Annotated in this window: 26 protein-coding genes and 1 tRNA gene; 15 read left to right on the top strand and 12 right to left on the bottom strand. The window is 56.0% G+C overall.

The annotated features are described in order from the left end of the window. The first annotated feature begins 408 nt into the window (after positions 1–408). Complete coding sequence (rcsA, locus tag LU196_RS05795) at positions 409–1,044, top strand: transcriptional regulator RcsA (RefSeq protein WP_232759704.1); 636 nt, start codon at positions 409–411, stop codon at positions 1,042–1,044. A 185-nt stretch (positions 1,045–1,229) separates the two neighbouring features. Next, positions 1,230–2,930: a methyl-accepting chemotaxis protein gene (locus LU196_RS05790; RefSeq protein ID WP_232759703.1), complete on the top strand. Its 1,701-nt coding sequence runs from the start codon at positions 1,230–1,232 to the stop codon at positions 2,928–2,930. 58 nt (positions 2,931–2,988) lie between these two features. On the opposite strand, the gene dsrB is transcribed toward LU196_RS05790, so the two are convergent. Continuing rightward, positions 2,989–3,183 carry a protein DsrB gene (dsrB, locus tag LU196_RS05785; RefSeq protein WP_232759702.1) on the bottom strand — a complete coding sequence of 65 codons (195 nt, stop codon included), beginning with the start codon at positions 3,181–3,183 and terminating at the stop codon, positions 2,989–2,991. Between the two features lie 67 nt (positions 3,184–3,250). After that, positions 3,251–3,409, bottom strand: coding sequence for a YqaE/Pmp3 family membrane protein (locus LU196_RS05780; RefSeq protein WP_232759701.1), 159 nt, complete (start codon positions 3,407–3,409; stop codon positions 3,251–3,253). 298 nt (positions 3,410–3,707) lie between these two features. Between LU196_RS05780 and LU196_RS05775 the strand changes: the two genes are divergently transcribed. From LU196_RS05775 to LU196_RS05765, 3 genes are all read left to right on the top strand, one after another. Beyond that, positions 3,708–3,935, top strand: a complete 228-nt coding sequence (locus LU196_RS05775; RefSeq protein WP_232759700.1) for a DUF2525 domain-containing protein — start codon at positions 3,708–3,710, stop codon at positions 3,933–3,935. Between the two features lie 353 nt (positions 3,936–4,288). Beyond that, positions 4,289–5,077, top strand: a complete 789-nt coding sequence (locus tag LU196_RS05770; RefSeq protein WP_232759699.1) for a mannosyl-3-phosphoglycerate phosphatase-related protein — start codon at positions 4,289–4,291, stop codon at positions 5,075–5,077. A 27-nt stretch (positions 5,078–5,104) separates the two neighbouring features. Next, positions 5,105–6,325, top strand: coding sequence for a glycosyl transferase (locus LU196_RS05765; protein ID WP_232759698.1), 1,221 nt, complete (start codon positions 5,105–5,107; stop codon positions 6,323–6,325). Here the strand turns inward: LU196_RS05765 and dgcQ are convergent. The 8 genes from dgcQ to LU196_RS05730 form a co-directional block, all read right to left on the bottom strand. Beyond that, positions 6,322–7,974 carry a cellulose biosynthesis regulator diguanylate cyclase DgcQ gene (gene dgcQ / locus LU196_RS05760; protein WP_232759697.1) on the bottom strand — a complete coding sequence of 551 codons (1,653 nt, stop codon included), beginning with the start codon at positions 7,972–7,974 and terminating at the stop codon, positions 6,322–6,324. The genes LU196_RS05765 and dgcQ overlap by 4 nt on opposite strands. Before the next feature lie 192 nt (positions 7,975–8,166). Beyond that, positions 8,167–8,346, bottom strand: a complete 180-nt coding sequence (locus LU196_RS05755) for a YodC family protein (protein ID WP_232759696.1) — start codon at positions 8,344–8,346, stop codon at positions 8,167–8,169. 176 nt (positions 8,347–8,522) lie between these two features. Then, positions 8,523–8,654, bottom strand: a complete 132-nt coding sequence (locus tag LU196_RS20345; protein WP_255697823.1) for a hypothetical protein — start codon at positions 8,652–8,654, stop codon at positions 8,523–8,525. A gap of 47 nt (positions 8,655–8,701) precedes the next feature. Then, a complete protein-coding gene (locus tag LU196_RS05750; RefSeq protein WP_232759695.1) occupies positions 8,702–9,604 on the bottom strand; it encodes a DUF808 domain-containing protein in 903 nt (300 codons plus the stop codon). 11 nt (positions 9,605–9,615) lie between these two features. Further along, complete coding sequence (locus tag LU196_RS05745) at positions 9,616–9,891, bottom strand: hypothetical protein (protein ID WP_232759694.1); 276 nt, start codon at positions 9,889–9,891, stop codon at positions 9,616–9,618. A gap of 71 nt (positions 9,892–9,962) precedes the next feature. After that, complete coding sequence (locus LU196_RS05740) at positions 9,963–10,439, bottom strand: very short patch repair endonuclease (protein ID WP_232759693.1); 477 nt, start codon at positions 10,437–10,439, stop codon at positions 9,963–9,965. A gap of 333 nt (positions 10,440–10,772) precedes the next feature. Then, on the bottom strand, positions 10,773–11,024 hold the full coding sequence (locus LU196_RS05735; protein ID WP_232759692.1) for a DUF6364 family protein: 252 nt from the start codon (positions 11,022–11,024) through the stop codon (positions 10,773–10,775). A gap of 71 nt (positions 11,025–11,095) precedes the next feature. Continuing rightward, positions 11,096–11,800, bottom strand: coding sequence for a phosphohydrolase (locus LU196_RS05730; protein WP_232759691.1), 705 nt, complete (start codon positions 11,798–11,800; stop codon positions 11,096–11,098). A 584-nt stretch (positions 11,801–12,384) separates the two neighbouring features. Between LU196_RS05730 and LU196_RS05725 the strand changes: the two genes are divergently transcribed. The 3 genes from LU196_RS05725 to LU196_RS05715 all read left to right on the top strand — a co-directional run bounded on the left by LU196_RS05725 (position 12,385) and on the right by LU196_RS05715 (position 14,183). Further along, positions 12,385–13,065: a hypothetical protein gene (locus LU196_RS05725; RefSeq protein WP_232759690.1), complete on the top strand. Its 681-nt coding sequence runs from the start codon at positions 12,385–12,387 to the stop codon at positions 13,063–13,065. A 162-nt stretch (positions 13,066–13,227) separates the two neighbouring features. Further along, the gene (mtfA, locus tag LU196_RS05720; protein ID WP_232759689.1) at positions 13,228–14,004 is read left to right on the top strand and encodes a DgsA anti-repressor MtfA; all 777 of its coding nucleotides are present in this window, start codon (positions 13,228–13,230) and stop codon (positions 14,002–14,004) included. Positions 14,005–14,107: 103 nt separating this feature from the next. Next, positions 14,108–14,183 (top strand) — tRNA-Asn (locus tag LU196_RS05715). 249 nt (positions 14,184–14,432) lie between these two features. Here the strand turns inward: LU196_RS05715 and LU196_RS05710 are convergent. Beyond that, entirely contained in the window at positions 14,433–15,422 is a 990-nt protein-coding gene (locus LU196_RS05710) for a hypothetical protein (protein WP_232759688.1), read from the bottom strand. 472 nt (positions 15,423–15,894) lie between these two features. On the opposite strand from LU196_RS05710, the gene LU196_RS05705 reads away from it, so the two are divergent. The 7 genes from LU196_RS05705 to LU196_RS05675 all read left to right on the top strand — a co-directional run bounded on the left by LU196_RS05705 (position 15,895) and on the right by LU196_RS05675 (position 24,618). After that, a complete protein-coding gene (locus LU196_RS05705) occupies positions 15,895–17,172 on the top strand; it encodes an HlyD family efflux transporter periplasmic adaptor subunit (protein WP_232759687.1) in 1,278 nt (425 codons plus the stop codon). Beyond that, positions 17,169–19,364, top strand: a complete 2,196-nt coding sequence (locus tag LU196_RS05700) for a peptidase domain-containing ABC transporter (RefSeq protein ID WP_232759686.1) — start codon at positions 17,169–17,171, stop codon at positions 19,362–19,364. Before LU196_RS05705 ends, LU196_RS05700 begins: the two co-directional genes overlap by 4 nt. A gap of 28 nt (positions 19,365–19,392) precedes the next feature. Further along, positions 19,393–20,235 (top strand): hypothetical protein, encoded by an 843-nt coding sequence (locus LU196_RS05695; RefSeq protein ID WP_232759685.1) that lies wholly within the window; start codon positions 19,393–19,395, stop codon positions 20,233–20,235. A 250-nt stretch (positions 20,236–20,485) separates the two neighbouring features. Next, on the top strand, positions 20,486–20,887 hold the full coding sequence (locus LU196_RS05690) for a hypothetical protein (protein WP_232759684.1): 402 nt from the start codon (positions 20,486–20,488) through the stop codon (positions 20,885–20,887). 99 nt (positions 20,888–20,986) lie between these two features. Beyond that, positions 20,987–21,565, top strand: coding sequence for a 2OG-Fe(II) oxygenase (locus tag LU196_RS05685; protein WP_232759683.1), 579 nt, complete (start codon positions 20,987–20,989; stop codon positions 21,563–21,565). A 23-nt stretch (positions 21,566–21,588) separates the two neighbouring features. After that, the gene (locus LU196_RS05680) at positions 21,589–22,461 is read left to right on the top strand and encodes a dienelactone hydrolase family protein (RefSeq protein ID WP_232759682.1); all 873 of its coding nucleotides are present in this window, start codon (positions 21,589–21,591) and stop codon (positions 22,459–22,461) included. Between the two features lie 42 nt (positions 22,462–22,503). Then, positions 22,504–24,618, top strand: a complete 2,115-nt coding sequence (locus LU196_RS05675) for a PQQ-binding-like beta-propeller repeat protein (protein ID WP_232759681.1) — start codon at positions 22,504–22,506, stop codon at positions 24,616–24,618. A 103-nt stretch (positions 24,619–24,721) separates the two neighbouring features. Here LU196_RS05675 and LU196_RS05670 read toward each other — a convergent pair whose 3' ends face one another. Beyond that, positions 24,722–24,868, bottom strand: coding sequence for a hypothetical protein (locus tag LU196_RS05670; RefSeq protein ID WP_232759680.1), 147 nt, complete (start codon positions 24,866–24,868; stop codon positions 24,722–24,724). Between the last annotated feature and the right edge of the window lie 18 nt (positions 24,869–24,886).

Raw genomic sequence — 24,886 nt, 5'->3', positions numbered from 1 at the left:
AAACAAAAAAAATTTAAACGCGATTTTTCTTGTCTAAATCCCTTTTTTCCGGCATTGTCAACACTCGCTGAAACGTCACACTTTCGCGTTCTAAATGTTTTTAAGAATTGTCCTATCAGATTTGTCTGTGACATGCGCGATAGTGACAGGGCTCTCAAAAACAGAGCGATGTACATACTTAAAGCAAATTCCAGGCGATTCCCACTATCGCAGGGGCTAAGTGACGTGGACGCAACACATAAAAAAAACTTCGCAGAGGGGTTCAGGGAAGACTCATTTTGGCGCACGGCTGCATTACGCCAGTCTGCCGAGCAAAATAAAAAAAGTGTCTTTGTAAAATTCTCTCGTACCGCAAACGCGTATTCATCGTTGATTTAAACGGATAACAAATTGGTGAGGGTCGCTATAATGCCAACGATTATTTTGGATTCATGTAATTACACACGCCTGGGACTATCGGATTATATGTCTGCTAAGGGAGTCAAAAAGAAAAATATTACTCCCGTCGCTGACATTGACCAACTTCAACAAAAATGCGAACAACTTAAGCCAGGAGTGGTTTTTATTAACGAGGAATGCTTCATTCATGAAGCTGATTCAAGCGATCGTATTCGCGCCATTATCACACAGCACCCTGATACCTTATTCTTTATCTTTATGGCTATCTCGAATATCCATTTTGAGGAATACCTCTACGTTCGTAAGAACTTGATTATTACGTCAAAATCGATAAAAACATCGACATTAGATTCGCTGCTGGGAACCTACCTGCAAAAGAAACTTAATGCATCCCCGCGTATTTCTGCCGGGATGGATATTCATCCACTGACATTAAGCCAGACGGAATCTAATATGCTGAAAATGTGGATGTCAGGCCATGACACCATTCAAATTTCAGACAAAATGCAAATTAAAGCCAAAACCGTTTCGTCACACAAAGGTAATATTAAGCGCAAAATTAAAACGCATAATAAGCAAGTGATATATCATGTTGTTCGCTTGACGGATAATGTCACTTCCGGAATTTATGTAAACATACGCTAGCCGTAGCGGACTGAATTTTCGCTTTCTTACGCACGCGCCGTTCCAATGTCGCCAGACCGGGGTCTAACCGGGTCTGGCGTTTTTGTCTATTTTGCGACCTGGATCCCACTTCCCTGCCTAATCCTTTCTCGGGCGATGCCGATGCTTGTTTTCAGCACCCCCTACCTAAAAACGAGAGCAAGGATATGAAAACAGCATCTATTGATGGGCAGCAAAAGCTCAGCATCTGGCAAAACCTTCGCCTGATGCCTCTTTTCAGCATTATTTTTGGTGGCATTCTGCTGCTTTTCGCACTGTGCATTGGCCTCGCCAGTTATTTTCTTGTGCTGGGTAACCAATCACTCAACGATGCAACGAATGAAATTCAAATTCGCATGGGGCTGTCGAATAGCTCGAACCACCTGCGCACAGCGCGTCTGAATGTTATTCAGTCGGGTGCGGCGGCCCGTATCGGGGAAATGGACAGCTATCGGGCCGACTTAGCGCGAACCCAGCAGCGTATTAACCAGGCGCGGGAAGGGTTTAACTTTTACATGAACCGCCCGGACAAAACCCCTGAGGGTATTGCACTGGACGGCCCGCTGACCACCCGCTTCAACGACTACGTTGAGAAAGGCCTCAAGCCGATGATTGAATCGGCTAAGCAAGGCAGCTTTGAAAGCATTATCGCGCAGGAAACGGACGTCACGCGCAAGCTGGACGATGCCTATAACGAGATCTTGTTAAAAGCGATCAAAATTCGCACCGACCGCGCCAACGCCATTAATGCCCAGGCCGCGCGTCAGTCACACCTGGGCTTTATCGCCATGGGCGTCGCCTTCGCCAGCGCCGTGTTGCTGGTGCTGCTGACCTTTATCTTCTTACGTCGGATTGTTATCACCCCGCTGCGTCACTCTGTCGAGCGCATCGAACGTATTGCGCAAGGGGATTTAACCGCGCCTGAGCAAGCCTGTGGCCGCGGCGAAATTGGTAGCCTGCTGCACAACCTGCAATTGATGCAGGCTTCGCTGGTGCGCACGGTGGGCACGGTGCGTGAAGGCGCCGTGGCTATTTATCAGGGCTCCAGCGAAATCTCGGCAGGAAATACCGACCTCTCGTCGCGCACCGAACAGCAAGCCTCCGCCCTTGAGCAAACGGCGGCCAGCATGGAACAGCTCACTGCCACCGTGAAGCAAAATGCCGAGAACGCGCACCACGCCAGTCAGTTGGCTGCTGATGCCTCTGGCAAAGCACGTAACGGCGGTGATTTGGTGAGCGGCGTGGTGAAGACCATGAATAATATTTCCGGCAGCTCGAAGAAAATCGCTGAGATCACTAACGTGATCAACAGTATAGCTTTCCAAACTAACATTCTGGCGCTGAATGCCGCCGTGGAAGCGGCGCGCGCCGGTGAGCAAGGCCGCGGGTTCGCTGTGGTCGCCAGTGAGGTGCGTAATCTGGCGCAGCGCAGCGCCCAAGCGGCAAAAGAAATTGAAACGCTGATTGCTGAATCGGTCGGCCTGATCGCCAACGGATCGCATCAGGTCAGTGAAGCGGGCAGCACCATGGGCGAAATTGTGGAAGCGGTTCGCCGCGTGACCGACATCATGTCCGAGATTGCGGCGGCATCGGATGAGCAGAGTCGTGGCATCCAGCAGGTGAGTTTAGCCGTGACCGAAATGGACAATGTGACGCAGCAGAACGCCTCACTGGTGGAAGAAGCCTCCTCTGCCGCCGCGTCGTTGGAGGATCAAGCGGGTAAACTGACGCAGGCGGTGGCGGTGTTCCGTTTAAATGAGCGCGCTGCCGAGCGCGCGGTCGCCGTCGCTCCCGCGCTGAAGACGCCGGCTGTTACGCCCCGCCCTGCGCTGGCAGCATCCGGTAGTGACAACTGGGAAACGTTCTGATTAGGCCGCAACGTGTTGACTTCCCTCCATGCGGAAGCCAACACGCCGTGTTGCGCGGCTAGGGGCCTTGATAAGGGGTGACAAACACCCCTTCTGTATGATCATTCTCGTTGAAAAACCAGATCCCCAGCGGATAATCCTCCAGTGCCACCAGATACATGGTGCCCTCATTAAAGGCTTCCACCGCCAGCACCGTCCCCACGCGACGGGGTCCACCGTCGGTCTTTACTGATACCCGATCGTTTACCTGCATGCGTTTTACTCCCGCTTTCATCGTGCATACAGTGTACCGAAAGATAACGCGCAGAACCCGATCGCGATCAACGGCGGGCGATAACCCACACGGCGTGAACGATGCCCGGAATATAACCACACAGCGTGAGCAGAATATTGAGCCAAAACGCACCGCCAAATCCTACCTGCAGAAACACACCCAGCGGCGGCAGTAAAATAGCAATGATAATGCGAAAAAGATCCATGTTAACTCCCTGATAGTGTTCTTAATTGGTCAGCAGTAAGCATAGACGATGCGCTTCGCCCGCGCAGGTGCACCCGGTAAAGATGTGTCAAGGGCAAGCTTTTCACTCTCTTAACGTTTTGCTGCGAGACGCCTGACGCAACCGCGTTTTACACTCTCTTCCACTGCCCACCCCAAAGGCGCAGTCAACCAAGAAGTAACAAGGATTTTGCCCGCGCAGCGCGGGCTTTTTTTTGCCTGTTCCCTGCCTAACGCGCGACTATACTCAATACTGTCGCTGGCTTTTGAGGAGAGGGGCAATGACAACGGGTGAACAGCGAGATGCGCCGCGTGAAGCAACCCTCGACGTGGAGGCGCTGCTGGAGGCAATCAGTAAAACAACCTCGGGTGAGATACAAACCTATATGGAGGGCGAGCAGGCGCAGTGGGTCAGCGTCGGTGAACGTTCCTTTACGACTTATCGCGAGCTGGCGGAGGCGTTCGAACTGGACATTCGCGATTTCACCAGTATCGAGGCCAACCGATGAAATCGATTTCAAAAAAAGGCCCAGCATAAGCCGGGCCAAATGATTCAGTAGGTTCGTTACACCAGGGAACTCTTAACACAGCGCTCAGATTACGCTTAAGCGCGCATAACACAAGCCCTGAGAGCACCGCTAAATAAGCGTCTGACAGACGTACTTTTTATAGCCTGTTGATCGCCATACCTTTTGTTTCCTCCCCGGCCGATTTTGCCTGCGCCCAACGCGATTCAAACGCGTTTTTTAAGATTACTCCTGGAAATCGTTGCCGCCGCCGAGCAGCAAAGTGCGATTGGCATAACGCTATTATACTGATTACTCGCTACTTTACCGACGTCACTGGCCCGAGGAGTGTTGCGATGCCTGCGTTTGATTCATCGCTGTTAGTGGTAACCGATCTGGATGGCTCTCTGCTGGATCACCATGATTACAACTGGGAGGCCGCCCGCGAATGGCTTACTCGCTTGCAGCAGCAGCACATTCCCGTGGTGCTCTGCTCAAGTAAAACCGCCGCCGAGATGATTCCCTTGCAGAAAGCGTTGAGGATTTCTGGCGCCCCCTTTATCGCTGAAAACGGCGCGCGCGTCTCCACAGGCGAAGATTACACCGTCCGCGACGAACCGGGCGAGGCCTACCAAGCGCTTTGCGCCACGTTGCGCCCCCTAAAAGCGCAATTCTGTTTTGATAGCTTTTGTGATTTCAGCGACGCTGATGTGGCTAACTTCACCGGCCTGACGCTGGCTGATGCCCGTAAGAGCCGCATGCGCGAAGCCTCCGAGGTGCTGCTGTGGCGCGATGATGCCGACAAGTTAGAGGCGTTCCGCACGGCGCTGGCCGCACATCAACTGTCGCTCACGCAGGGTGGACGCTTTTGGCACGTTATGCCTGCGGGCTGCGGCAAGGGCGTGGCGCTGGCACAGGTGCTTCACCATCTGGCTAAAAACGAAGGCTTAACGCGTACCACTATCGGGTTGGGCGATGGCCCGAACGATATTCCCATGCTGGAAGTGGTCGATTATGCCGTCGTCATTAAAGGTTTCAGTAAAACCCCGGTCGCGCTGCAGCGCAGCGACACTGACCGCGTTTACCGCACGACGCACACCGGCCCTGAGGGCTGGCGTGAAGGGCTCGACCACTTCCTGGCGTAATCCCCCCCTTTTATTAAGGATGAGACGATGAGTGATTTTTACCAAAACGGCGTGATTACCAACTTTCATAATCTCACCCACCGCAGCGTTGAGTCGCTGGAAAAGGAGATGGTACGCTTTGCCCGCCGACGCAAAATGGGCCTGATTTTACCGTCGCTGTTCTCGGAGCTGGAAGGTCCGGCGCTGGACAACATCGTGAACGAACTGGCGAAGGTACCCTATCTGGATGAGATCGTCATCGGGCTCGACCGCGCCGATCGCGATCAGTTTCTGTTTGCGCGCGACTTCTTCTCGCGTCTGCCGCAGCGGCACCGCATTCTGTGGAACGACGGTCCGCGCCTCAAAGCCATTGACGCGGAACTGGACAAAGAGGGTTTGTCACCCAGCCAGCCGGGGAAAGGCCGTAATGTCTGGTTCTGCACCGGCTATACGCTGGCGTCGGATCGCACGCAGTGCGTGGCGCTGCACGATTGCGACATTGTGACCTACGAGCGCGGCATGCTGGCGCGCCTGCTCTACCCGCTGGCCAACCCGGCTTTCCAATATGAATTTTGCAAAGGGTTTTATGCGCGCGTCGCCGACGGCAAACTCAATGGCCGCGTAGGCCGCCTGTTAGTTGGGCCGCTGCTGCGCTCGCTGCAAAAAGTCTACGGTCACTCCGAATACCTCGATTACCTCACCAGCTTCCGCTACCCGCTGTCGGGCGAATTTGCCATGCGTACGCACGTGCTCAACGGCATTAAAATTCCCGGCGACTGGGGCCTGGAAATTGGCGTGCTCTCGGAGATCTACCGCAACTACACCACGCGCCAAACCTGTCAGGTGGAGATCGCTGACAACTACGATCATAAACACCAGCCGCTGGCCGAAGAAGATGGCACTGGCGGGCTGAAACGCATGAGCAACGACATCGTCCAGTCACTCTTGCGCAAGCTGGCCACCATGGGCGTACCGTTGACCAGCGATTCATTCCGCGTATTGAAAGCCACCTACTACCGCAACGCGCTGGATATCATGGAAACCTACAACCACGAAGCGGCAATGAACGGGCTGAAATTCGATCAGCACGTTGAAGAAGCGGCCGTGGAAATGTTTACCCAAGCCATTCTCGACGCAGGCCAGGCGTTTATTGAACGCCCTAACGAGAAACCGTTTATTCCAAGCTGGAGCCGCGTTCAGTCTGCCTTCCCCGACATTTTGCAGCGCATCTATAAAGCGGTAGAGGAGGACAATCAGGGCGACGTTTAGCCCTGCGCGCACACGCAATTGCGGCCACGATTTTTGGCCAGATACAGGCGGCGATCGGCTGCCGCCTGCAAACGTTCAGGGTGATATTCGCCCTGCTCTTCGCTGCTACTGACCCCCGCCGACAGCGTAACGGTAAACGTGGTGCTGGCATTCACCAGCAGCGTTTTTGCCGCCAGCCGCGCTCGAATACGCTCGGCCACGGCTTCTGCCTCTTTCAGCGGGGTATCCGGCAGCACAAGGCAAAACTCCTCGCCGCCGATACGTCCTGCAACATCGTGGTCGCGAACCGTATGCTTCAGCACCCCCGCCACCTGCACCAGTGCCTGATCGCCCGCATGATGTCCCCAGGTGTCGTTGACCCGTTTGAAGTGATCAATATCCAGTTGAATCACCGACAGCGGCCGCTGCTGCTGTTGGTGCTGTTTGGCCAACATCACAAAGCGATCAAAAAAGGCGTTGCGGTTTAACAGCTGCGTTAAGCCATCGTAATTGGCGCGCCAGCGCAGTCGGCTGGAGAGCGCATCCATACGTGCGACCGCCCGAATAATCACCCGATGGGCCACCCACAGCAGCAGCGTAAACAGTAGCCACATGGCGAACAGGAACAGCAGCACGCGCCCGGACTCCTCTGATAACGCCTGCTTCAGGCTCTGCACGTTGATGAGATAGGCATCGACGTGGGCCAGTTTTTTCCAACTGATAAACTGGCTGCCAAGATGCATTATTCCGGACGGCTGACGCGCGACCTGCTGCAGGAGCCACGTCCGCTGTTGTGGGCTAAGCGCGTGCGCATCTTCGCTCTCCAGCCGTGCAATTTCGTGCAGGGATCGATCCACCATCACTAATCTGCCCGGCAGCAACTGCATGCGCGCGTTGGCCAACAGCTGGCGGATACGCTGCTGGGTAAAATCCATAGACAGCACGCCAAACCAATAGTCATCGCTCACGATAGGTGTGCTGACGGTGATCATCAGCCCTTCATTAAATTCGCCTTGATAGGCCGTGGTCCAGCGCTGCCGCGCATGGTGCGGATTATCCGGCGCTTGGGTACGAAAATAGTCACGCTGAACCATGGTGGCATAGCTTTTTTCCAGGGTCTGCGGCGAGTCCGGCGGACGTGAACTGATGTAAAAACCCGCGCGGGACAGGTACCAAAAGCGCGAGTGAAACGCCTGATTAGGATCGGAAAATTGCAGGATATAGCTAAATTCCAGCGCGGCGCTGAGCTCCTGATGCAGGCGCGCCTCGCTGCGCACCAGCAAGGGATCGCGCGTAAGCCAGTCATCACTCACGCCGTTGAGCGGCACGCTGCGCAGCGTGGTGAGTTGCAGCTGCCAGGTTGGCTGCTGGCGCAGCGTATCAAAGCGGGCAAAAATCTCGCGGGTGCGGTTGTGGTCAAGCGGATGATGCAGCGCGTAAGTGAGCATTTTTTCGTAATACACCAGTTCATCCAGGCTTTCCTGGAACGCACTGTCGAGATTTTTTTGCACCTCCGCCAGCTGCGCCGCCTGCCGCGCTTCGTAGTTGTTTTTGAGTTCCCGCGCTTCATACGCCGTAATACAGGCGGAGAAAATAAATACCGCCAGAAAACAGAGATGCACGCGCAAAAAGGGATTCGCCCGAATCGCTGACAGAGGAGAAATAGGCATCAGCCAACGAACTCCGATGACAAAACAGTGGAAACAGTGTATCTAGCGCGGAAGCGGTCGTACAGCGTCTGCGTCAGGATAGCCGATACGGCATCAAAGAAAGCGGCAGAGGTGGGCAGGAAAAACAGCGCGCCAGTCAAACCGGCGCGGCATAAATAAAAAACGGGGCGCGCTTGCTGCCCCGTTCCGTCATCAGTTGGCGAGCGGGCTCTCCGCTGACGCATGCGTCAGCTCATCGCTGCGGAACGCCTCTCGACGCACGCTAAAGCCATCGTACCAACGACACTCCACCATTCCGCTGGCATAGCCGGTCACCACCATAACGGGACCGCCCTCGTTGTGCTGAACTTCGTCGCTTATCGCAAAATTCATACCGCACTCTCCCTTTTACCGTTGATTAAACGTATTCAGGTATAGCAGCTCTGTGGCGTAATTGCCTATAGGATAATGTTATTAGTGTGACGAATTCGGAATAGGGAGTGAAAAATGTTGTTTATAAAAAAAGCCGATAAGATTTCTTACCGGCTTTGAACAGTGCTTCGGAGAGTTTAGATTTTGCAGCCTTCGCAGTCCGCTTCGTCGCTGAGATCCGTCGGGACTTCATTCGCTTTCTCTGCCGCTTTGGCTTCAGCCTGCTCCAGCTGTGCATCGATATCAAATTCGAACATATCGTCGTTCATCGTCGTTCTCCTGACCTGTGATTAATTTTACCCGCGCTTTATACCTGTTAGCTGCGGAGCTTCGCAATCAGATTTACCCCCAGCAGCACAATCGACCCAATGATGAAGCCCAGCACCAAGTTGGCCCCGTTGCTGAGCAGCGAAGCCACCATACCCGTGAACCCCTCACTGTACGCGTCAATGGCGTGATGCAGCGGCGCAATGCCGTGTACCACAATGCCGCCCCCCACCAGGAACATGGCAAGCGTGCCCACTACGGTGAGTATTTTCATCAGCCAAGGCGCCAGCGCCAGCAGGGCACCGCCCACTGCCTGCGCCAGCGTGGAGGATTTTTCGCGCAGCCAGTAGCCCACGTCATCAATTTTCACGATCATCGCCACAATGCCATACACGCCGATGGTCACCAAAATGGCGATGCCCGCCAGAATCAATACCTGATTCAACAGCGGCGCGTCTGACACAATCCCCAAGGTGATAGCCACGATTTCTGCTGACAGGATAAAATCGGTGCGGACCGCGCCTTTGACTTTATCTTTCTCGTATTCGCGTGGATCTTGCTGTGCCAATTTGTCGAGGCGCTGCTGTCGCGCTTCCGGGCTTTTTTCCGCTTTGTCGTGTTGCAAACTGTGCAGCACTTTCTCTACGCCTTCATAGCAAAGATACGCCCCGCCGATCATCAGCAGCGGGGTGATGAGCCACGGCGCAAACGCGGAGATCACCAGCGCAAGTGGGACCAGGATCAGTTTATTAAGAAACGACCCCTTTGCCACGCCCCACACCACCGGCAGCTCCCGGTTGGCTTTCACGCCCGTGACCTGCTGGGCATTCAGCGAGAGATCGTCCCCCAATACGCCCGCGGTCTTCTTTGCCGCGACTTTCCCCATTACCGAGATATCGTCGAGCAGCGTGGCGATATCGTCCAAAAGCGTGAGTAAGCTGGTGCCTGCCAAAATGATTTTCCTTATTCCGGTTGGTGATCCTGACAACAGGGACAGCGTTCTACCACCGTAACGGCCATGTCAGCAATGCCGATACAATCCCACTCAACGCGCGGTGTCTGTCCCGCCAGTTCTCCGGCGTGCACGTACTTGCTCACCGGACTTTCCGTCATGCCGGTAATCTCTTCTGTGGCAACCAAACGGTCGCCGAGATAGATACGCGCGGTAGCCCGCGTGTTCACCATGCGCTCATTGTGTAATTGATACAGGCGCTTGACCGTCAGTTTGATACTGCTCATGGTAAATTCCGCGTCCCAGATAAAAGGGGGTGATCTAAGCGATTTTGCCGCGCGAAAGCAACTTTTTCGCCTTAGGTTTCACGCCAGGGGTGCAGCCCTTGATGATCTATCTCCCCGCTGGATTCGCTGGCCAGTAGCCACTCTTCCAGACGCTCGATCAAGGCGTTCTCAGACAGCTGCAGCTTACCGCGCAGCGCACACTCCCAGACAATCAATACTTTCCAGTGGCTCTGCTGCAGCTGCTGCACATAACGCCGGTCGCGCTCGACGTTGCTGTTGATTTTACCGCGCCAAAACTCTGTTCGCGTGGCAGGCATCTTAAACAAATAGCAATGATGGCGATGCCAGAAGCAGCCGTGAACAAAAATAATGGCTTTTTCCTGCGGCAGCACGAAATCCGGACGGCCCGGTAGGGTTTTATCCTGCACACGGTAGGTAAACCCGCGATCTTTGAGTATGGCGGCAACGCGCAGCTCAATCGCCGTATCCTGCGTACGGATAGCGCGCATGTTTTTGCTGCGAGTCTCCTGGGAATGGACGTCAGCCATGGCGTCTCCTGTTAAACAAGGCTTCTACAACTTTAGCGGTTTAAGGCAAAAGCGAAAGTTTCTTCGGCCAGGGCTTACAGGCTTAACAACAGGCGATGCGATAGCGCGTCGCTCCCTCCAGCAGTACGGCCGCAACAGAGGATGAGCGCGCCGGATGCGTGAGCGATAAGCCAGGCGCGGCAATAAAAGTTAACGCGCCTCAGCGGCGTCACGTCGGGGCAATGGACAGTAACAGGAATGGGCAAGGGCGTGGCGCAGCTAGCCTGGCAGCGTTGGCCGCTGGGCAGGCGCATTCAGGGCAAAAAAAACCCATCACATAGGATGGGTTTTTCGTTATGATTTTTTCTTGCGGTTTTTCTTCAGCAGCAGGCGAATCTGCTTGAGTTCAGATGCCGTAAGCTGATCCGTCACGGTTTCTTCAGTGTGCAGACTATCAACGTCCGGCTGCTCACCCCTGTCCAGGCTGGCTTGCAGACGATTCACTATCTCCTGACTCATGGAAATTTGATGCTCAGCAGCCAACTGTTTGATCTGTTCTTTCAGCGCCGGGTCGATCTTGATGGTCAAGTTAACGGTCTCAGTCATTTTGATACTCCCTTTTTTATTTCCAACAACGTAACGGAAGCGGCAGAAAGTTAACAGACTGTCATAAAAATTTAATATTCCGGCTGTAGGGGACTGAAATCGCTTAACACAGAGGCTTCCAATGACGTGAGATCGCCCTGTAATTCTGCGCACAATTTTGCCATGTAGTGCACCAGGAAATTGGCGTTATGCTCCGCCAGCGCCCGTCCCCTCTCGGTTTGCATGGTCTCAGGCAAACGCAAAAGTTTGGTTTGAAAGTGATCGAGCGTCCATTTGACTTCATCCAGCTCGCGCGTCCTGCCCAGCGGATCTTCACTGTCAAACAGCGGTCGTCCCAGCGCACCCGCAGTGTAAAACACCCGGGCCAGGCCAATCGCGCCGAGTGATTCCAACCGGTCGGCGTCCTGCACAATTTTGGCTTCCAGCGTGCGCGGAGCAATGCGCGCGCTGAAGCTATGCGCGCGTACGGCATGCGCTACAGCATCAATTAAGTCGGCGGGAAAGTCGGGGAAATCCTGCTCCAGGATACGGCGCGTCTCTTCTGCTGCATACGTTGAGGCAAGATGGCGTTCGGGATGATTTTTCGGCAGGTTCACAATATCGTGAAAATAACAGGCGGCGAGCACCACGTAAGGATCGGCCTGGCTGTCTTGCATAATACGCTGCGCGGTCATCCAGACGCGGCGCAGATGCGCGATATCATGGGCTTTATCGTCGTGCAGCCAGTTCAGTTGCAGCCAGTGTTCATAACGTTGCTGCCAGCGGGTCAGTGACATCGTGCTCTCCTTGTTGAGCCTTATATTGCCGTGCCTGTTCTGGGCCGTGCAAACGCATCATAACGGTCAGGCCATGACACTTTTTTGACATTTTCTCCGCACCCATCGCACCACCGCCTGCAAAAAGGCCCCCCAAGCCGCGGCGTTTCACCGCTAATCCATGATATTTTGAGGGTTTTCGCCCCTCTTCACAGACGTTTACTTTAGCGCCATCCCTTAAACATCAGTAATCAATTCAAACCTGAAACCACCTCGCTATTGGCACAATTATCGGGTGAACAGGAAAGCCACTCTACCGGTGTTCGCTAAGAAATACCTGGGGTAAAATCTGAAAAGATTCCCATTGCGCCCGTGATAACGTACTGTATAGGGAAAATTTCCGGCTTTGATGACCCCGGCGCGGCAGTGAATTGCCCTGCTGCTATCAACGCCATTTTAATGTCCGGAATCCCTGAAAAGAGTCAGATACTGCAGCGAGAAATTATTAAGCAAATTGATTCAAACTCATTATGCTGATTTCTATATTTAAGAATGCGGATGTCTCGGTGAGACCTCCGGGCCAGCGATAAAACATGAGGTACACAATGAAAGAACGGCCGATTCTTTTTTCTGAACAGCGGGTACGCGCCCTGCTGATTGGTCAGCAGACCCAAACCCGACGCATTATGAAAACGCAATCATTTGGTCCAGGCCAGGATCATCACGAGGGCGTTCATGCGTTTGACGTTACGGCTAACCATCAGCATGGTCGCCGATTGATGTCAATGGCAGACGTCAGCTCACACTGCCCGTTTGGCCAGCCCGGCGACCGCTTGTGGGTCCGCGAAACCTGGCGCGGTCCGCTGGTGCCAGAGGCACAGCTCGCGGACTATGAACGCGACCCGCTGCCGTTCCGCAATCCCAGCTTCTGCCAGTACCGCGCCGACAGTAATGAATTGGGCCAGCTCGAAGAGAACGTACAGGATGCCGACCAGTTTGGTTGGCAAACCGCGATTCATATGCCGCGCTGGGCGAGTCGTATCGATCTTGAGATCACCGCAGTACGGGCAGAAAAGATTCAGGACATCAGCGAAGAAGATATCATTGCCGAAGGCGTGCAGACCGATTCGCACTTCCTGAATAATTTTTTCACCATGAACATGAATGCTGAATCCCCCAAAGAAGCCTATCGCAAAGCATGGCAGAAGCAGTACGGTGCCACCAGCTGGGAGGTCAACCCGTGGGTGTGGGTCATCGCGTTCAAACAAGTTGAACGTCTCAGTTAACGTGCGAATTGGCGGTCTCGTTGACCGCCTGTTTGACCTGGTGCGTTCGCCACTTTGCTAGAACTATCACAGACACGGCTTTAAGCAACTGTTTGAATAGGCGGCTTGATGCCGCAGCGTGCCGCATCACACTCTCCCTTCTCTTCGCAAAGTGAGTCATGCATGTTCAAATGGCCGTGGAACGGGCAGAACGATGCCGCTGTGATTGCGCTGCCCTGGCAACAGGCGCTGGCGCAGCCGATTTTCTCTCTGCTCACCCGCGACGAACAACACGCACTTGCCCGCCTCGCGCAGCGCTTTCTGCTGCTTAAAAAAATCACCCCGCTGGCGGGCCTGCGAATGGGTGAATTACAGACCGCGCGCCTTGCGCTGCTGTTTTGCCTGCCGGTGCGCGAACTCGGGCTGGCGTGGCTGGACGGCTTTCATGAAGTGTTAATTTATCCTGAACCTTTTCACGTTGAAGATCGCTGGCAAGACGACAGCGGACTGGTGCACCACGCTGCGACACTGCACGCCGGCCAAAGCTGGACGCAAGGGCCGGTGGTATTGAACGCCGTTGACCTGGAAGATTCGTTTGACCTCTCAGGTTTTAACCTGGTGATCCATGAAGTGGCGCATAAGCTGGACGCGCGCGGCAGCGGTTATACCAGCGGCGTTCCTGCCCTCGCCCTGCGCGACGTGGCCCAGTGGGAAAAGGATCTGTTGCAGGCCATGGACGATATCGACGCCGAGGTGGCGCTGGTCGGTGAGCAAGCCGCCACCATTGATCCCTATGCCGCCAGCGATCCTGCCGAATGCTTTGCCGTACTGTCTGAATATTTTTTCAGCGCGCCCGATTTAATTGCCGATCGCTTTCCCGCGATGTATCACCATCTGCAACGTTTTTACCGTCAGCACCCTCTGGCGCGTTTGGCGGCGTTATCGCCGGAATCAGCCTAATTCACTCGCGCATTGACGAATTGCTAGCCAATTGAATAAGTGCGTGTTTTTTAGTGTTGACAGCACAATAGGCTGCCCTTAATATGCGCCTCGTTCACACGATTCCTCTGTAGTTCAGTCGGTAGAACGGCGGACTGTTAATCCGTATGTCACTGGTTCGAGTCCAGTCAGAGGAGCCAATCTTGTGTTCACCCCTTCCGTGAATCCTGACATCCCTGTATTTGACCCATTCGCGTAAACGCTCACTGATTCTTTTTTTGTCTCGTCTCGCCCTTGTCGTAAAAAGCAGGCCTGAGTGCGCCTGGCGCTGTTTGCGTTATCACGGCTACTCAGCAGTCACTCTACACCTCCGCCAAAGCGGCTTACTTTCCAGCTTTTCGCCGCGTGTTTTTATTTACCCACGCGTCACCTGCTTCCTATTCCTCCACTCACGCGTCGGTTGAGGCTTCATTCTCTTTCCGGCTGGCGTCCAACTCATAGTAAATTGCCAATTGACGCAGCGTTGATATTTCAAGGTTGATAACGGCTTGTCCCGTGCTGGTCTCTCTTTCAAGCACCCCAGGATTTAGCAAAAACACACGGAAATACCTGACGTTTTCTGTGGCCAGAATGTCATCGATATAATGACCAAACCGGCCTTGCGCCATGAGATCTTTACTCACGTATAAGCGAACAGGTTTTTCCTCATGTTTATCAAAGAAATTCATCAGAAAACCCCGCCCGTACCGATGCACTAAGGTCGCGCCGCCATAAATAACGCCCGCATGAGGGTGAAGTAATCCTCGCTGAATGTGCCTGACATATTGATGTAGGTAGACCTGACCGTGATGAATGATCTTCAATCTCAACGCCTTAAATTCATCCTGCGGCAGCGTTTTTCTCGCTTCCTGCCACGTATCGATCAGCCGCTGCAGTTGATTGGTTCGCGTATAGCGGCTCCAGCGTGGCTCTGCAGCTGCATCGCCCGTTTCATCCGCTTCAACGGGCGTTTTTACCCGCGTTGGAACAACAAGATGTTCAGCATCTGCAGGCTTTTCGTGGGGATCATTAAGGGTGGGGTCAAAACAGTTGATCGCGTCCGTCAGCTTTTGCCGGGCTTTTCTTTCGGTAAAATCAGCCTCGGATTCACTGGGTCGCCTCTCCTGATCCGCATCCTCGTTGAACGCAATCCATTCACATCCGAACGCATGAGGCTGGGGCGAGCGGAAATGGGCCGCTTTAAATTTTTCACCATCCTCCGCTTTAACGTGATAGTTAACACCGCTGATCGTGACATTACAGTTTCGATCGCTACAGGAAAAAGTGAATCGTTTTCTTTGTTCCGGCTTTCGGGAAAAATACTCGGTCCGCGCTTCATCAATGGATAAGCAGCGATCAAGTTCCAGACAATAAGCGAACAATACTTTTGTTTTAGGCATACTCCCTCCATTTGGTTACCGGATAGAGGCATATCACAGGATAAACCTCTGCTCCGCTCGCGCCAGGCAGCGAATATTTCGCGATGCGTAATACGCCACAGAAATACGGCAATCGCCTTCAGCCGCGCCAACGCGCCCTTTCCTCACCCTGTGCAATAGATGCCCTGTCTAATGAAATAACGGGGCTAGCATTATTCGCTCCAGTCTCACGGAATCATATTGTCATAAATGAATGACGCAATCATTCGACATGCACGCATTCAAAAACAAACACTCGGAAACACCTTTTACTCTTCGCAGACATTAAAAAAGAAATTATGGTTAAGCACGCTTGTTATTGACTACCTGTTTTCTTTATTACCTGTTTTCACAGTTAATGGATGCAGAGGAGAAATGGGCTCCCCGCCCGTGCGTTTTTTCCTTTTTCTTCATTTCGCCCGACTCGCATATTGCTTGAATAAAGGCCGAGGAAATGGAACAGCCACTCTTTCGTAAACAAGTACTTGATGCACCTTCTCGGGAATGGCTGGGTAGCGTGCAGCTCGCCACACCGATTTCCGATCAAATCTGGGCCGCTATCGCCGTCAGCATCGCGGTCGCCATTGTGATCTGGCTGTTTACCGGCCACTACACCCGACGTGTGCACGTCACTGGCATATTGGTGCCCAAAGCGGGCCTGATCACCGTCAGCGCGAGCTCCGCAGGCGTGGTGGAAAACGTTTCTGTCAGCGAAGGCGGACACGTGCGCAAAGCCACGCCGCTGATCCTGATTTCCGGTGAGCATACCAGCCGTTCCTTAGGTGCTACCTCAGCCAGCGTCACCGTGCAACTGCAACGTGAAGCGGCCAGCCTGGTGCAGGATATCAAGGATACGCAGTCCCTGGAGTCGCAGCAGACGCAAGATAACCAGTTGCAACAAGCGATGCTGCGCGGCCAGATAGATCAGCTCAATGCGCAGCTTGAGATTGAATCCCACCAGATCGCCATGGCGCAAGAGCTGGTGCTTAAATGGCGTCCGCTGTTGGCTAAAGGCTACGTGTCAACCCTGCAGTTCGAGCAAGAGCAGTCGCAGGTCTGGAGCGATCAAAGTCAGTACAAATCGCTGGTGCAGCAGCGTTACGTCACGCGCCAGCAGCTCAGCGCGCTAAACGATCAGCTGGCGCAGCTGCCGCTCACCACCTCGGCCAAGCTCAACGAGCTACAGCGTCAGCTGGCGCAGATTCAACAAACGCTGGCGCAAAATGAGGCGACGCGTGACAGCGTACTCTATCCGCCCGCCGCTGGCATGGTCTCTTCCCTGCTGGCAAAAGTGGGTGACACCGTGGCGGTGGGCCAGCCGCTGCTGTCCATCGTGCCGGACGGCACCACGCTGGAGGCGCAGGTGCTGGTGCCCAGCCAGGCGATTGGCTTTGTCCACCCCGGCGTCGGCGTTGTGCTGCATTATCAGGCGTTTCCCTATCAGAAATTTGGCCTACAGAAAGGCACCGTTCTCACGGTCTCCCGCAGCGCGCTGTCGCCGAATGAAGTGACGCAGCTGCTGGGCGGCGCACAGCCCCAACCCGCCTCTCCCGATCCCTATTACCGGGTACAAATCGCCCTAAACGCGCAAACCATTCATACCGACGCGCGCACCGAATCCCTCAAACCCGGTATGGCGCTGGATGCCGATATGTTACTGGAGCGCCGTCGCATGATTGAGTGGATTTTTGAACCGCTGCTAAGCATGGGTTACTGGGCCAAAACATCATGAATCAACACGATCCCAACGCCGAACGGCCAAGCCGCATGGAGGCGCTCTCTTTTTGGCGACGCCATCGCCTGCCCGAAATCTTGCAGGCGGGTGCCGCTGAATGCGGCCTGGCATGCCTGGCGATGATTGCCTGCTATCACGGCTACCATATTGATCTTGCCGCACTACGGCGCCGTTTCTCCCTGTCGCTCAAAGGCATGACCGCCAGACAGCTGATTGAAGCTGCCCACGGGCTGGGGCTACAGTGCCGCGCGGTGCGTCTCGACATGGACGAGCTGGGGCAGCTTGCGACACCGTGCGTGCTGCACTGGGACCTCGACCACTTTGTGGTGCTGGCGCGCGTGTCCCGGCGCGCGGCGGTGATCCACGATCCGGCGGTGGGGATGCGTCGCATCAGCCTCGACGCGCTAGCCAGCCACTTCACCGGCGTGGCGATTGAATTTTCACGTGGGCCAACCTTCCGACGCCGCCGGGCCGATCCGCCGGTGTCGCTGCGGGCGCTGGCGGGCGCGGTACGCGGCCTCGGCAAAGGCCTTGCAGTGATTTTCAGTATGGCGCTGGTGCTGGAGCTGTTTGCCCTGCTGGCCCCGCTCTTTATGCAGATGATTGTCGACCAGGTGCTCACCGATGGCGACTATGACCTGCTGACGTTCCTTGGCCTGAGCTTTTTGCTGCTGTTACTGCTCGAAACCACCGTCTCTGCCCTGCGCAGTTGGTCGGTGATCCGCCTCAGCACGCACTTTAATCTCGGTTGGACCGGCAACGTTTTTCAGCATCTGCTGCGGCTGCCGCAATCGTACTTTCACGCGCGTCACCTCGGCGATGTGGTGTCACGTTTTGGCGCCATCGAAACCATTCAGCAAACCCTCACCACCCGTTTCGTTGAGGTGATCCTCGACGGCATGATGGCGACCCTCACCGCCGTGGCGCTGTTTGTCTATAACCCGCTACTGGCGGCCATCACCTTGGTGGCGATGCTGATTTATGGCCTGCTGCGCTATCTCTATTTTCGTATTTATCGTGAATCCAACCTCAGCCAGATCACCACGCGCGCCCAGCAGCACAGTCGCTTTCTCGAACTGGTGAGAGGCATCCAAACCATACGTCTCTACAACCAAGAGTCCGGACAAACGTCGCGCTATTTAAACGTCACGGCGAACGCGTTGAATACCTCGGTGGCGGTACAGCGGCTCGATATGCTGTTTACTGCTCTGCAAAACCTCACGTCGGGCGCCCAGCGCATCGGCGTGCTCTGGTTGGGCGCCTGGCTGGGGTTAAAGGGACAGATGACGGTGGGCATGCTGACGGCCTTTGTGGCCTACAGCGACCAGTTCAGCAGCCGCGTCGCCAGTCTTATCGATTACGGCATTGAGCTGCGTATGCTGCGGCTGCAAACCGAGCGCCTGGCGGATATCGTGTTGACCCCGCCGGAATCGCATACCCACGCCGGTCACGTTGGGCCCGATCCCGCGCCGGGCATCGCGTTTGAGAACGTGGCGTTCCGCTATGGCGAAGGAGAACCGTGGGTGCTGAAAAACTGCTCATTTGTCATTCAGCCCGGCGAGTGCGTAGCCATTGTCGGCGCGTCCGGGTGCGGAAAAAGCACGTTAGTGCGTCTGCTGCTCGGGCTGCTTGACCCGCAGCAAGGCATCGTACGCGTGGGCGAGATGGATCTCCGCCGCTTGGGCAAAGCGAAATACCGCGCCATGACCGCCAGCGTGATGCAAGACGATCACCTTTTCAGCGGATCCATCGCCGACAACATCACCTTTTTCGACGATCGGGCCACGCCGCAGGCCATTGAAGATGCGGCGCGCCTTGCTGGCGTGCACAACGACATTATCGCCATGCCAATGGGCTACCACAGTCTGGTGGGCGATATGGGCTCGGTGCTGTCAGGGGGCCAGCGTCAGCGCCTGTTTCTCGCCCGCGCCCTGTATAAGCGCCCGCAGATTTTAGTGATGGATGAGGCCACCAGCCATCTCGACGTTAATTTGGAAAAGCAGGTAAACCGCGCCATTGCCGCGCTCAATATTACCCGCATTCTGATCGCACATCGTCCTGAAACCATTGCGCAGGCCGACCGCGTGATTGAACTTACCCGCGGCATGGCCCAGCCGCGCGTAACGGCAGTGCCGCAAAATGGGCCAGAAGATGCGGGAACAGGCGAAGCCTGCGGTGTCCCCGCTTAATCGTTCTCTAAACAGTAAGGAATAAGCTATGCGAACGTTAGATATCGTTGAGATAGATCTGGTAGCGGGAGGCGCAAGAAAATCCCTTGGCGCCGAGCCGGTGGAGACGTCCATTCACCATGCGCACGCCCACAAAAAAGTGCACGAAGCCAAAGCCCGCACCCATCACGCCGCGCTGCATCAATCCGCGAAGACGGCGACGGCCCAGTCCAGCGTGCACGTGCTGTCGGAAAGCGACGGTGATGGCGGTGACGGTGGCGACGGAGACGGTAGTGACGGTGGCGACGGCGGTGACGGTGACGGTGATGGCGGCGACGGCGGTGATAGTGGCGACGACGAAGGCGATACCGATGAAAGCAGTGATGGCAATGATGTCGGCAGCGATGGCGGTCTGGGCGGCGATGTCGATACCGGTGAATATGGTGACTCAGGCAACTTTGATGGTATTGGCGATAACGAAACCGGCAATGATGTTGCCGCCTCCGATCCCGATGGCGCGGTAGCCAGTCAGGTCGCCAGTGATGTCCATGCGGGTGATTATCAGTCAGCCGAAGCCACTATCTCAAGCAATGCCCAATCGGTGGCCGATCAGGCGCAACAGGGCGCCAGTGCCTCCCCGGATTTATCACAGGGCTTCCAGGATCTTGAAAATGCCGGCATTCACGGTGTGATGGCGGCTGCGGGCATGGGCTTGGCCGCTGCGGCCTTCGATGAGGGCAACATTCCATCGGGCATGATGCTTGGCGCGCAGGCGCTCGATAATGCGGAAAAAGCGATTAATGAGGCCACGACCGCCAACGCCCGCGCCGCGCTTGAGGACATTGTCCAAAGCATAGAAAAAACGTTCTCAAACGCAGTGCCGCAGTCGTGACCTGCTCACGGTCGCCGTTGCCCACGTTGCTGACGTGTCCGTTAAGGCAACGCTGATCGAAAGCGAACAGGCCTTGCGCTAATACCGCAGGCTCCGCATCGATCGGGGGTCAATGTGCGTACCAAAAGGTTGATTGACGCGCGCACGCGTCAATCAACCTTCCTCTGTGACAGCCGCGTTAAGCGCGTGGGTGATTTTTCCGCCGACATTAACGCCTTCGCAACCGGATTATTTCGCTTTGGAGGTTATGATGCATCTCAAGCTCCCGCAGAAGAAAAAAGTCAGCCTGCTTGTACTGTGTATTTTTGCGTTGCTGTTTATTCGTCTGTTGGCCGACGGTCTCTCTTATTTGCACCTCTTACCGCCGGTGGATTTTGGCACCTCGTACGATTTAATGCTGTTTTTCGGTCTGCTTTTTCTGGCAGGGCAACGCTATTTTACCGAGCGGCTCACCCGTCCCCATTGGCGCACAATAATGAAAGTCGGCTTGCTGGTTTTATTTATCGCGACCATCGCATTCACCTTTTATGCCCGACGCCATCCCGGCCTCGATCCGCGTTATTTACGCATTCCCATTGATGCGCTGTATATCGCCGGACTGCTGTTCTTTTCGCTGGATTATAAAAAACAGGCCGCAAGCCCTCATAAATAGCCCTGCGGCGCGTTAACGCTGCGCATGTATTCGCGCCCGATTATCGCCATGCCGCTCTGTTATTCGGTGCGGCATCGCCTTAACCCAAAGGAGGGGAGCATGTCTTGTGACAATGCATCAATAAAAATCATCAATCAGTTTGTTGACGTCGCACCGCTCTATGCGCACGTGGTGAATCAGCAGGGATGGCAGTATGGCCTCTATCCGGGACTGCTGGGTGAGACGTATCCGGCGTGGCATATCCATCTGTCCGGTCGCGCGCATGCCAAAGACAAAGCCACCTATGACGAGGTGCTGTATGCCGCGCCGGGGCTGCAACCGATCGCCGATCTCTACGCCACGATCAAAGAGGAGCTGGCACCGGGGTACGGGCTGGTGCGTGCGTATATTAATGGCCACACCTATGGCATGGAAGGCTTGCCGCACCGCTACGCGAAGCCGTCCGATCGTGAAAAGATAGTGGTGATCTATCTCAACCCGGAGTGGCGGGATGATTGGGCAGGTGAAATGGTGTTCTACGATCCGGCGCGGGAGTGCGTCTCGGTGCGCCCGCGTCCCGGCCGTCTGCTGATGTTTGACGGCGCCCTTTTGCGCGCCTCGCGCCCGCCGGGACGCCTTTGCCCAACGCTGTGCATGACCTTATGTTTTCACCTGCGCCCATTGCGCCAGCAGCCTTGACCGTTGAAAGCGAGGTGCCACCCATGCCTTTATTGCGCCTTTTTCTGCTCGCCCTGCTTCTGCTCGACGCGACCGTTTCCACCGCCGCAGTGCGCTTTGCTGCGGAACCGGACATCCGCGACGCGCCACTGCATATTCCCATTGCCGATCCGGCAGGCGGCAGTGCACAGCTGCAGGGGCATCTCTGCTTTCCGGCCTCGCCGGCACAGCCCAGAGTCGTGGTGATCAATCATGGCTCACCGCCCTCGGACGCCGATCGCCCTGGCCTGACGCTGGCTGGCTGCCACAGCGAAGCCGTACGCTGGTTCCTGGACCGACACTATGCGGTAGCCTTGGTGATCCGTCTGGGCTACGGCGCCACGGGCGGTTCGTGGAGCGAAGGCTATACGCAATGCAGCACGGCGGACTTTTACCAAGCCGGACTAGAAACGGCCCGGCAGATCAACGTCATCGTGGATTTTCTGGCCGCCAACCCCGCGTTGAATCCCAACGGCATGGTTATCGTCGGGCAATCGGCGGGCGGCTGGGGCGCGATTGCCTATGACAGCCTGCCGCACCCTCACGTCGCCGCGTTTATCAATATGGCCGGCGGTCGGGGCGGCCATTACCACAGCCAGCCAGGCAATAACTGCCACCCGGAACGGTTAGTGGCGGCCGCCGCGCGCTATGGCCACAGCGCCCGTACGCCCGCGCTATGGATCTACGCGCAAAACGACAGCTATTTCGATCCGCCGCTCGCCCAGGCCATGTATCGCGCGTTTACCCAAGCCGGTGGCCGCGCGGAGTGGCTCGCGCCTGCGGCGTTTAGCCGCGACGGCCATCACCTTTTCTTCGGCAAAGGCGGGACGGCAATCTGGGGCCCGCCGGTGGCGCAATTCCTTCATGTCGCGCCCTGATTTCCTCATGCCCATGCTCACTAGCTGACAGGACAACCCACCATGACCCTGAGCGACATGCAGCAGCTCATCGCCCGTAACGGACTTCATTTTGGCGATGAGGGCGCGCCCTTGATCAACAAACGGGGTGGCCGTTACAACTGGCTATTCGATCTGCGCCGCGTGTTTATGGATGCGCACGCGTTAACGGCGATCGCCACCGCCTTCTGGCAGCGCTACGCTGACCACCCCCCTTTTCAACTCGCGGGCATGGAAACCGGCGCGATTCCGCTGCTGACTGCACTCATGTTAAGCGCGCCGCCGCAGCGCGGTGCCGTTAACGGCGTGATTATCCGCAAGGCGCGTAAAACCTCCGGCCTGGCGCGCGCGGTGGAAGGCGAGCTCCGGGATCTGCCGGTGTTGCTGGTGGATGACACGCTGAATTCCGGCACCAGCGCTGAGAAAGCCTGCGCCGTGCTCTCCATGGCGGGCCACGAGGTGCGAGAGCTGTTTGTGGTGATTGATTTTCAGTCGGAGCGCGGGATGCACTGGCGCGAAAGGCGCGGCATCACCGTTAACACGCTGTTCACCCTCGCCGATTTCGATCTGCCTGCGGACACGCGATCGCCTGCGCCTACCCAAGCCTGGCGCGAACGGTGGCGCACCGCGACGCCGGGCGGCATTGCTTATCATGTGGTGCCCAAATCAGCACCGCTGCTGGTGGGCGATCGCCTGTATCGCGGCTGCGATGCCGCCAAGATGCAGGCCTTCTCCACGGAGACCGGCGGCGTGCTCTGGGAGTTCGAGGCCACGGGCGCGGCAGGATCGCGCAAGGGCATCTGGTCCAGCCCCGCTTATCATCAGGGACGGATCTATTTTGGTGCCTATAACGGTACGCTTTACTGCCTGGATGCCGATACCGGGCAGGAAATTTGGGCGCATCCCGACGGCGAATGGGTCGGATCGTCGCCGCTGATTGTGCCGCAACATAATCTGGTGTGCGTGGGTATTGAGTATGCGCGACCTTGGGCGCAGGGCAGCCTGGCCGCTTACAATCTGGATCACGGCGAGAAAGTGTGGGAACACCAGGTGCGCGGCTTGCAGCACGGATCCGCCGCTTACTGGCCCGAGGGTGATTTGGTCATTTGGGGCAGCGCCGACCATGAAATGCTGGCTCTGCGGGCTCAAACCGGCGAGATCGCCTGGCGCTTCCCGACCCGTCGCTCGGTGAAATATGCGCCGGCCATCGACAGCACCCGCCGCCTGACCGCCTTTGCGTCGTTTGATAAGTCCATTTATCTGCTGGATGTCGCCACCGGCGAAAAGCGCGGTGAATGGCCCACCGGTGAAATTTGTTACACCACGCCGCTGTTTGTCGGCAACAAACTCTTTTGCGGCTCCGGCGACAGGCATCTCTACATCATCGATGTCGATCGTATGACACTGCTCAAGCGAATCAACCTGGGCGCGCGCGTTTACGCATCGCCCTGCGCGGTAGAGGATCGCGTGGTGGTTGCCACCAACGGCGGTCGGGTGATTGAGATTGACGTCGACACGCTGGAGATCAAAGGCATTCTGCAATTGCCGGATGCCGTCACCAATGCCGTTGCCCTGTCTGACGATGGTCGCGGTCTTTATGTCTCAACCTATATGAATCATCTTTATGCGTTCGATCGGCTGCGGGAAGGCGAGCAGGCTGCGCCCCGTACCGACGCCCCCGTTCCTGCGCTTTCGTCCGTTGAGGCAATAAAAGAGACGCAACGCTGGCTGAGTTTTGAGCAGATCCGCCGCGATGTTGAGGTCAGCGCGCTGCTGGCCGAGGCCGCGAGCACGCCAATACATCAGCCGTCGTTAGCGCACTTTGCCGCGCAGTACCCGCACTGTATGCGCTGGCTCACGGCGTTTGCCCAACAAGAGGGCAAGCGCCTCAGCGCGGCCGCCTTGGTCATTTTCCCTTCTCCCGCGCACACGCAACATGCCCCGTCTGCGGCGTATCAGGACAGCTATCACTTGATTCTTGCCAGCGCGGCTGACGCAAGAATGATCTGCGGGGATGAGGCGGTAGCGCCCGAAGCGGGGGATCTGTGGTGGGTTGATAACCGGTCCATTACGGTGGCGCACAGCGGCAGCGGTGCGCCGTCCGTTCATCTCGTGTTTCAACTGTCCTTTGCGGAGTAGCGCCGTCAAGCAGAGTCAAAACAATGCACCCGCCGCGTGGCGGGTGCGGCCGCGCGCGCACAGCTCATTCCAGTAGCTGTAGCGCATCAGTAAGTGCAGACGTTCATCGCTCATGATAGCGGGACAGCGACGGATGAAATTCAATACCATAAAGTTGGCTCACCGGGATCAGTAAATCCATCTGATAGCCCTTTTCCTCTGGCCCGTGGCTAAACAGGCGACGGAACCAGTGCTGCCAGCGCGTTTTCATTATCAGGCTCTCCACGTG

It is taken from the genome of Pantoea sp. Mb-10 (assembly GCF_021272205.1).
GTDB lineage: Bacteria > Pseudomonadota > Gammaproteobacteria > Enterobacterales > Enterobacteriaceae > Pantoea.
This window is presented reverse-complemented; position numbering and strand designations above follow the sequence as displayed.

Excerpts from the sequence above, each read along its gene's own strand:
- LU196_RS05670 (WP_232759680.1), bottom strand. The coding sequence starts at position 24,868 with ATGAAAACGCGCTGGCAGCACTGGTTCCGTCGCCTGTTTAGCCACGGG.
- LU196_RS05675 (WP_232759681.1), top strand. The coding sequence starts at position 22,504 with ATGACCCTGAGCGACATGCAGCAGCTCATCGCCCGTAACGGACTTCAT.
- LU196_RS05680 (WP_232759682.1), top strand. The coding sequence starts at position 21,589 with ATGCCTTTATTGCGCCTTTTTCTGCTCGCCCTGCTTCTGCTCGACGCG.
- LU196_RS05705 (WP_232759687.1), top strand. The coding sequence starts at position 15,895 with ATGGAACAGCCACTCTTTCGTAAACAAGTACTTGATGCACCTTCTCGG.
- LU196_RS05730 (WP_232759691.1), bottom strand. The coding sequence starts at position 11,800 with ATGTCACTGACCCGCTGGCAGCAACGTTATGAACACTGGCTGCAACTG.
- LU196_RS05710 (WP_232759688.1), bottom strand. The coding sequence starts at position 15,422 with ATGCCTAAAACAAAAGTATTGTTCGCTTATTGTCTGGAACTTGATCGC.
- LU196_RS05695 (WP_232759685.1), top strand. The coding sequence starts at position 19,393 with ATGCGAACGTTAGATATCGTTGAGATAGATCTGGTAGCGGGAGGCGCA.
- LU196_RS05765 (WP_232759698.1), top strand. The coding sequence starts at position 5,105 with ATGAGTGATTTTTACCAAAACGGCGTGATTACCAACTTTCATAATCTC.
- LU196_RS05775 (WP_232759700.1), top strand. The coding sequence starts at position 3,708 with ATGACAACGGGTGAACAGCGAGATGCGCCGCGTGAAGCAACCCTCGAC.
- LU196_RS05725 (WP_232759690.1), top strand. The coding sequence starts at position 12,385 with ATGAAAGAACGGCCGATTCTTTTTTCTGAACAGCGGGTACGCGCCCTG.
- rcsA (WP_232759704.1), top strand. The coding sequence starts at position 409 with ATGCCAACGATTATTTTGGATTCATGTAATTACACACGCCTGGGACTA.
- LU196_RS05755 (WP_232759696.1), bottom strand. The coding sequence starts at position 8,346 with ATGAATTTTGCGATAAGCGACGAAGTTCAGCACAACGAGGGCGGTCCC.
- LU196_RS05685 (WP_232759683.1), top strand. The coding sequence starts at position 20,987 with ATGTCTTGTGACAATGCATCAATAAAAATCATCAATCAGTTTGTTGAC.
- LU196_RS05745 (WP_232759694.1), bottom strand. The coding sequence starts at position 9,891 with ATGAGCAGTATCAAACTGACGGTCAAGCGCCTGTATCAATTACACAAT.
- LU196_RS05740 (WP_232759693.1), bottom strand. The coding sequence starts at position 10,439 with ATGGCTGACGTCCATTCCCAGGAGACTCGCAGCAAAAACATGCGCGCT.
- mtfA (WP_232759689.1), top strand. The coding sequence starts at position 13,228 with ATGTTCAAATGGCCGTGGAACGGGCAGAACGATGCCGCTGTGATTGCG.
- LU196_RS05735 (WP_232759692.1), bottom strand. The coding sequence starts at position 11,024 with ATGACTGAGACCGTTAACTTGACCATCAAGATCGACCCGGCGCTGAAA.
- LU196_RS05780 (WP_232759701.1), bottom strand. The coding sequence starts at position 3,409 with ATGGATCTTTTTCGCATTATCATTGCTATTTTACTGCCGCCGCTGGGT.
- dgcQ (WP_232759697.1), bottom strand. The coding sequence starts at position 7,974 with ATGCCTATTTCTCCTCTGTCAGCGATTCGGGCGAATCCCTTTTTGCGC.
- LU196_RS05700 (WP_232759686.1), top strand. The coding sequence starts at position 17,169 with ATGAATCAACACGATCCCAACGCCGAACGGCCAAGCCGCATGGAGGCG.
- LU196_RS05790 (WP_232759703.1), top strand. The coding sequence starts at position 1,230 with ATGAAAACAGCATCTATTGATGGGCAGCAAAAGCTCAGCATCTGGCAA.
- LU196_RS20345 (WP_255697823.1), bottom strand. The coding sequence starts at position 8,654 with ATGAACGACGATATGTTCGAATTTGATATCGATGCACAGCTGGAGCAG.
- dsrB (WP_232759702.1), bottom strand. The coding sequence starts at position 3,183 with ATGCAGGTAAACGATCGGGTATCAGTAAAGACCGACGGTGGACCCCGT.
- LU196_RS05770 (WP_232759699.1), top strand. The coding sequence starts at position 4,289 with ATGCCTGCGTTTGATTCATCGCTGTTAGTGGTAACCGATCTGGATGGC.
- LU196_RS05690 (WP_232759684.1), top strand. The coding sequence starts at position 20,486 with ATGCATCTCAAGCTCCCGCAGAAGAAAAAAGTCAGCCTGCTTGTACTG.